The sequence below is a fragment of the Achromobacter sp. GbtcB20 genome (genome assembly GCF_019091095.1).
Classification (GTDB): Bacteria; Pseudomonadota; Gammaproteobacteria; order Burkholderiales; family Burkholderiaceae_B; genus Achromobacter; species Achromobacter mucicolens.
Genome location: NZ_JAGXJZ010000692.1, coordinates 1 through 253, shown reverse-complemented (window position 1 = coordinate 253; position 253 = coordinate 1). Strand labels below are relative to the sequence as shown.

The 253-nt window shown below is 69.2% G+C and carries 1 protein-coding gene; it reads right to left on the bottom strand.

Annotated features, from left to right (window positions below; translation table 11 throughout):
* A partial coding sequence (locus KVT32_RS30755) for a CoA transferase (RefSeq protein WP_217619501.1) occupies window positions 1-253 on the bottom strand: 253 nt, incomplete at both ends.

Genomic DNA, 253 nt, shown 5'->3' with positions numbered 1-253 from the left:
GCCCGACGACAGCATCGCGCCCGACCCCGCCTGCAGCAGCAGACCCTGTCCGGGACGCGTGGCATAGGGGCCGTCCCCGCCGAATCCCGACACCGATACATAAATCAGGCGCGGGTCCAGGGCCGACAAGGTCTCGTAGTCCACGCCCAGGCGGCCGGCGACCCCCGGCCGGTAGTTCTGGATGAACACATCGGCCTGCGCCGCGGGCTTCTGGTTGATCTCCTTGCCGCCCGCGCTCTTCAGATCGATCGCC